The sequence below is a fragment of the Prevotella sp. P5-126 genome, assembly GCF_002251185.1.
Classification (GTDB): Bacteria; Bacteroidota; Bacteroidia; order Bacteroidales; family Bacteroidaceae; genus Prevotella.
In genome coordinates this window covers 1-4713 of the sequence record NZ_NPIZ01000083.1, presented here as the reverse complement: position 1 = coordinate 4713, position 4713 = coordinate 1, and the positions used below count along the sequence as shown (strand labels likewise).

The 4713-nt window shown below is 40.8% G+C and carries 5 protein-coding genes; 4 read left to right on the top strand and 1 reads right to left on the bottom strand.

Going from position 1 to position 4713, the window contains the following annotated elements; translation table 11 throughout:
* Nucleotides 1-139 precede the first annotated feature (139 nt).
* Nucleotides 140-427 (bottom strand): cellulase family glycosylhydrolase, encoded by a 288-nt coding sequence (locus tag CIK90_RS14665; RefSeq protein ID WP_371596007.1) that lies wholly within the window; start codon nucleotides 425-427, stop codon nucleotides 140-142.
* A 186-nt stretch (nucleotides 428-613) separates the two neighbouring features.
* Here CIK90_RS14665 and CIK90_RS09635 point away from each other — a divergent pair, with 186 nt between their 5' ends.
* The 4 genes from CIK90_RS09635 to CIK90_RS09620 all read left to right on the top strand — a co-directional run bounded on the left by CIK90_RS09635 (nucleotide 614) and on the right by CIK90_RS09620 (nucleotide 3939).
* Nucleotides 614-1891 (top strand): ATP-binding protein, encoded by a 1278-nt coding sequence (locus CIK90_RS09635; protein ID WP_094465115.1) that lies wholly within the window; start codon nucleotides 614-616, stop codon nucleotides 1889-1891.
* A gap of 322 nt (nucleotides 1892-2213) precedes the next feature.
* Nucleotides 2214-2447, top strand: coding sequence for an acyltransferase family protein (locus CIK90_RS14660; RefSeq protein WP_094390457.1), 234 nt, complete (start codon nucleotides 2214-2216; stop codon nucleotides 2445-2447).
* Between the two features lie 72 nt (nucleotides 2448-2519).
* The gene (locus tag CIK90_RS09625; RefSeq protein WP_094390456.1) at nucleotides 2520-2930 is read left to right on the top strand and encodes a hypothetical protein; all 411 of its coding nucleotides are present in this window, start codon (nucleotides 2520-2522) and stop codon (nucleotides 2928-2930) included.
* Nucleotides 2872-3939: a transposase gene (locus CIK90_RS09620; protein WP_094465113.1), complete on the top strand. Its 1068-nt coding sequence runs from the start codon at nucleotides 2872-2874 to the stop codon at nucleotides 3937-3939. The genes CIK90_RS09625 and CIK90_RS09620 overlap by 59 nt, the downstream gene beginning before the upstream one ends.
* The last annotated feature ends 774 nt before the right edge of the window (nucleotides 3940-4713 follow it).

The window sequence follows — 4713 nt, the reverse complement described above, 5'->3', positions numbered from 1 at the left end:
CCTATTCTAAGGGCAAATCAACTTCTTTCAGCCTTCTGTTATTACCCACTCCTAATGGTATGGGGAGGAGGCGTATTCACGCTGTATTTATATTGTATTAAACACTCGGTTATCCCGAACTGGGGCATATAGATACGCATTATATCTTTACCTCTAAAAAACGGGGCATAAAACCATAACCCTGTTGATGACATGTTTTTAGGATTGTACGATGGTCGGCCTTACAACCGAGATTATTCTTGCCGCCGTTATAGTTGTAGCCAAACTCACCAACAATCAAAGGCAATTGTTTATTCTTGACTTCTGTCAGTTTATTGATAATTTTTTGGGAGTCATTCCAGGAACCATACATGTGGACAGAAAATAAAATATTGTGCAATGGGTCGCAGTCTATAAGTTGCTGTCCACCTTTTAATATAGGGTTCACTAATTATCACCCCCTAATGTTATCACCGTTTTTCCACAAACTGCATAGTAAAATAGCCACAAATTGTATAGTAGATTCCCCTCAAACGGTATAGTAAAAATGCCACAAATTGTATAATAGCCATTTAATAATTTGCATATCTCACAGATTATTAATAACTTTGCAACCGAAAAAGGAAATCCAATTATGAAAGAATACAAGGCAAGAATTGCAGACAAAATACTATCAAGAAGACTGAAAAGTGTTGGTGCCGTGCTCATACAAGGTCCTAAATGGTGTGGCAAGACCACCACAGCAGAGCAACAAGCACAAAGTGTGGTCTATATGGACGACCCAGAACTCATTGCACAGAACATTGAATTGGCCAAACTTTCACCCAAAAACCTGCTTGCAGGCGCCACACCTCGCCTTATCGACGAATGGCAACTTGCCCCACAACTTTGGGATGCTGCACGTTTTGAGATTGACCATCGAGATGGTTTGGGACAATTTATCTTTACGGGATCAGCAGTTCCTGCCGACAACAGCAACATTCATCACACTGGTACAGGACGCTTTTCGTGGTTAACAATGAGAACGATGAGTCTTTCTGAATCTGGAGATTCCAGCAATGAAGTAAGTCTAAAAGATTTATTTGACCATCCAAACCTTGATATTTTCGCCACCAACAACCATAATATCGATGACATTGCGTGGCTTATCTGTCGTGGAGGATGGCCAAAAGCAACAATAGTAGATAAAGAAGTAGCCTTAGACATGGCTTATAGCTACTATGAAGCAGTGGTCAATACCGACATCTCACGCATTGACAACGTGAATCGTGATGCAGAAAAAGCAAAAAGAATCTTGCGTTCGCTCGCAAGAAACCAATGCACACAAGTAGCCATCAATACCATTTGTGCCGATATCGAAAACAACGACACAACACCCACCAATCGCATAACAGTAGCATCCTACATTGATGCGCTAAAAAAAATCTTCGTTTTAGAAGATTCTGCAGCATGGAATCCCAATCTGCGAAGCAAAACTGCGATACGTACTTCCGACACACGTTATTTTTCTGACCCATCCATTGGAGTGGCAGCATTAGGCATCGGACCAAAGGACTTGATCAACGACCTCAACACCATGGGGCTATTTTTTGAATCAATGTGCATTCGCGACCTGCGTGTTTATGCTGATGCACTAAATGGTACCGTCTATCACTATCGCGATGGCAACGGTTTGGAATGTGATGCCGTGATTCATCTGCGTGATGGCAGTTACGGACTCATCGAGATCAAACTCGGTGGAGAGAAAAACATCAATGATGGTGCAAAGAATCTGCTTTCTCTTGCATCAAAGATTGATTCCAGCAAGATGAAATCCCCAGCTTTTCTAATGGTTATCACCGGTGTATCAAAATACGCCATTCGAAGAGAAGACGGAGTTTATGTCGTTCCCATTGGATGTTTAAAAGAATAACACCTAACAAATTACGGAACATTTTGAACAGGACTGATGTAATAATTTTCCAATTCTTCTAGAAGTAATCTATTCATTCATCTTATTTTTCTTGCAGAATCACTAATTTTCAATGGATTATATTCAAATCATCACATTTTCCGCACGACTTTACCATTTCTCGCACCTTTTGATGTCATATCCAACACATGATTATAATGACGTTAATCAAGAGATTTCCTAGTTTATTAGGAGTATGAAACACATATTACACAATTTTTATTCCACAATTTTGCTTATCTCACTGAATATTAATAACTTTGCACCATAAATAAAACAAACAATGAATACAGATTTCCATACAAACGACATACAACATAATACAAATAAAGCATCAACAAAAAGGATTGAGTTTGTTGACCTAACAAAAGGATTTTGCATTTGCCTAGTTGTGCTACTTCATGTATTTGGAGAATCAGCAGGAAACACGTTCAACACTCTGAATCTATTCATGATGCCCCTTTATTTTATACTTTCCGGACTATTTTTTGGGTCACTAGTAAAACCCTGTGTCTGATTACTTGATAGATAATGCTTGTTTCTCGAAAATTGCTAGTACTTTTGCATGTGTCTAATGAAAGTTACAAGTATGAAAGATAATCCATATATGACGTTAGCTAAGTTCATTCTTCCCGGTGAGATGACAGAGTATTTCGATTTAACCAAGGTTGAATCAGATCGGTTTGGTGAAGAACATCGTCTTCATCTTTACCTTGACGAGAAGAATCTTAAGCCTGAGGGTACACCGGATGCTATACCTAATGGGTTCTATGAAGAATCGTGTATTAACGACTTTCCTATACGCGAGTATCGCACCGTACTCCATGTGCGTCGTCGCAGATGGAAGAATGTGGAAGGCAAGAGCATATCAAAAGACTGGCATATGGTTGCCAAAGGAACCCGCTACTCAAAGGAGTTTGCGGCTTTTTTAAAAGAATTCCTTGGATACATCCCCGATTACTGCCAGATCGCTCCAGAAACCATATCACATAAAGGCTGACGAGTTTGGACGTGCATACAAGGATTACCTTAGCGACTTTCGTACCTGGAAGCATCAGTCTCATGCACAGAAGTGGCTCATATTTCCTCGTAACATAGGGCCAAACCTCAGCATAGACGAGACAGCATTCACAAATGGAGATCTATACACTGTAATCTCCAATAAGGATGCCCATGGCCGTAAAGGGGCTTTTGTATCCATCGTAAGGGGTACGAAGGTGGAAGATGTTGTAGCAGCCATACAAAAGATACATTGGTACTTACGTTGTAAAGTGCGTGAAGTCACGATGGACTTCTTGGAAGGTATGCGTCAGATTGTACTTGAATGTTTCCCTAGTGCTACCATAACACTTGACAGATTCCATATGCAGCAACTTGTAAGTGATGCCATGCAAGAACTCCGTCTCAAACATAAGAAGGAGGAGCAGAAGTTCCAGAACGAACAGCGTAAACTCTTCAAGGAACAGCTCAAGGAAAAGTATGAGCGAAGCCTCAAACGTCGAAAGAAGAACAAGAAGGACAAGCGTGGACGCAAGCCTATTCGTAAGAATAAGGCCTTTGTGCCAGAGAGACTCTCTAATGGTGACACTATACCGGAACTGCTCTCTCGCAGTCGCTATCCACTTATGGTTTCTGGAGAAAAATGGACAACGACACAGAAGGAAAGAATCTCTCTCTTGTTCGAGCGCTATCCAGACCTCAAAGAAGCCTATTCTATCGTACACTCTCTACGCATGATATTCAGCAATCCAAAAACGACATGGATTTCGGCATACGAGAGCATGCAGAAATGGTACGAGAAGGGCAAGGCCTTTGCCAATGACTCTTTCAACACTGCTGCTGACACTATACGTGACAGGGAAGATGAAGTACTCAACTATTTTATCAACCGTGCAACAAATGCATCTGCCGAGTCACTCAACTCAAAGATAAAGCAATTTAGAGCTCAGCTCAGAGGGGTTGTAGATCTTGACTTTTTTCTCTATAGATTGTCTATGATCTTTGGGTAGACACAGAATTTTACGGGTGAGCCAGAAAAATCCTCAGAATAGTTGCTTGCGAAAGTTTAAATAAAAAAGTCGATAATTTTTGTCGTTATGAAATAAATCGTTATCTTTGCAGCGGACATCGTGACGGAGTGTTTTGCACGAAGGAAACGAGTCTAAGTCTCTGCGCATACCATGCCTCTAAGATTGAAGTCTTTAAGGTGGAAAAGGGGTGGGTGGAGATACGACATATGGAAGGCGTTTACTTGACGCTTTGTTCTTGACGAATCGGAATCTAGCAAATTACCTGTATTGTAGTCATGAACATAGCAACGGTAGATGCTCATGGTTGTGATTATGTTGCAACCAGTGGAGGCTTATACCCTGCGTATGGGCTTTCCATTTGGTGCGATAATCATATCGGCGTGGGCTCTAACGTTGTCTGTTCTACTACAACAGGCAATGCTAGCGTCTTGATTCGTGGAATAGACAATAGGAAGTTCCCACGCCTCTTTTGTGTCCAAAAGAAACCTATAACTTAATAAAAAATGTATTGGGGACGTACAAAGGAATATTGCATATGGAACAAAATGTCTAATCAATTTTAGGATTGTTGCTTTTGTCGCTTTAGCAGGAGTAAGTCGTTGGGCAATGAAAGGGGCATTGCATCTGCTTTTATACATATGACCTGCAGTAATTTGTTGGGTAGATGAACTATTTGACGAGACGACAATTAATCAAAATCTGGAAGATGATCGCCAAGTTTCGCTATGGTGAAACTTAACCGGTCAGTAGTGA

Coding starts and splice junctions, on each gene's coding strand:
- CIK90_RS09635 (WP_094465115.1), top strand. CDS start 614: ATGAAAGAATACAAGGCAAGAATTGCAGACAAAATACTATCAAGAAGA.
- CIK90_RS14660 (WP_094390457.1), top strand. CDS start 2,214: ATGAATACAGATTTCCATACAAACGACATACAACATAATACAAATAAA.
- CIK90_RS09625 (WP_094390456.1), top strand. CDS start 2,520: ATGAAAGATAATCCATATATGACGTTAGCTAAGTTCATTCTTCCCGGT.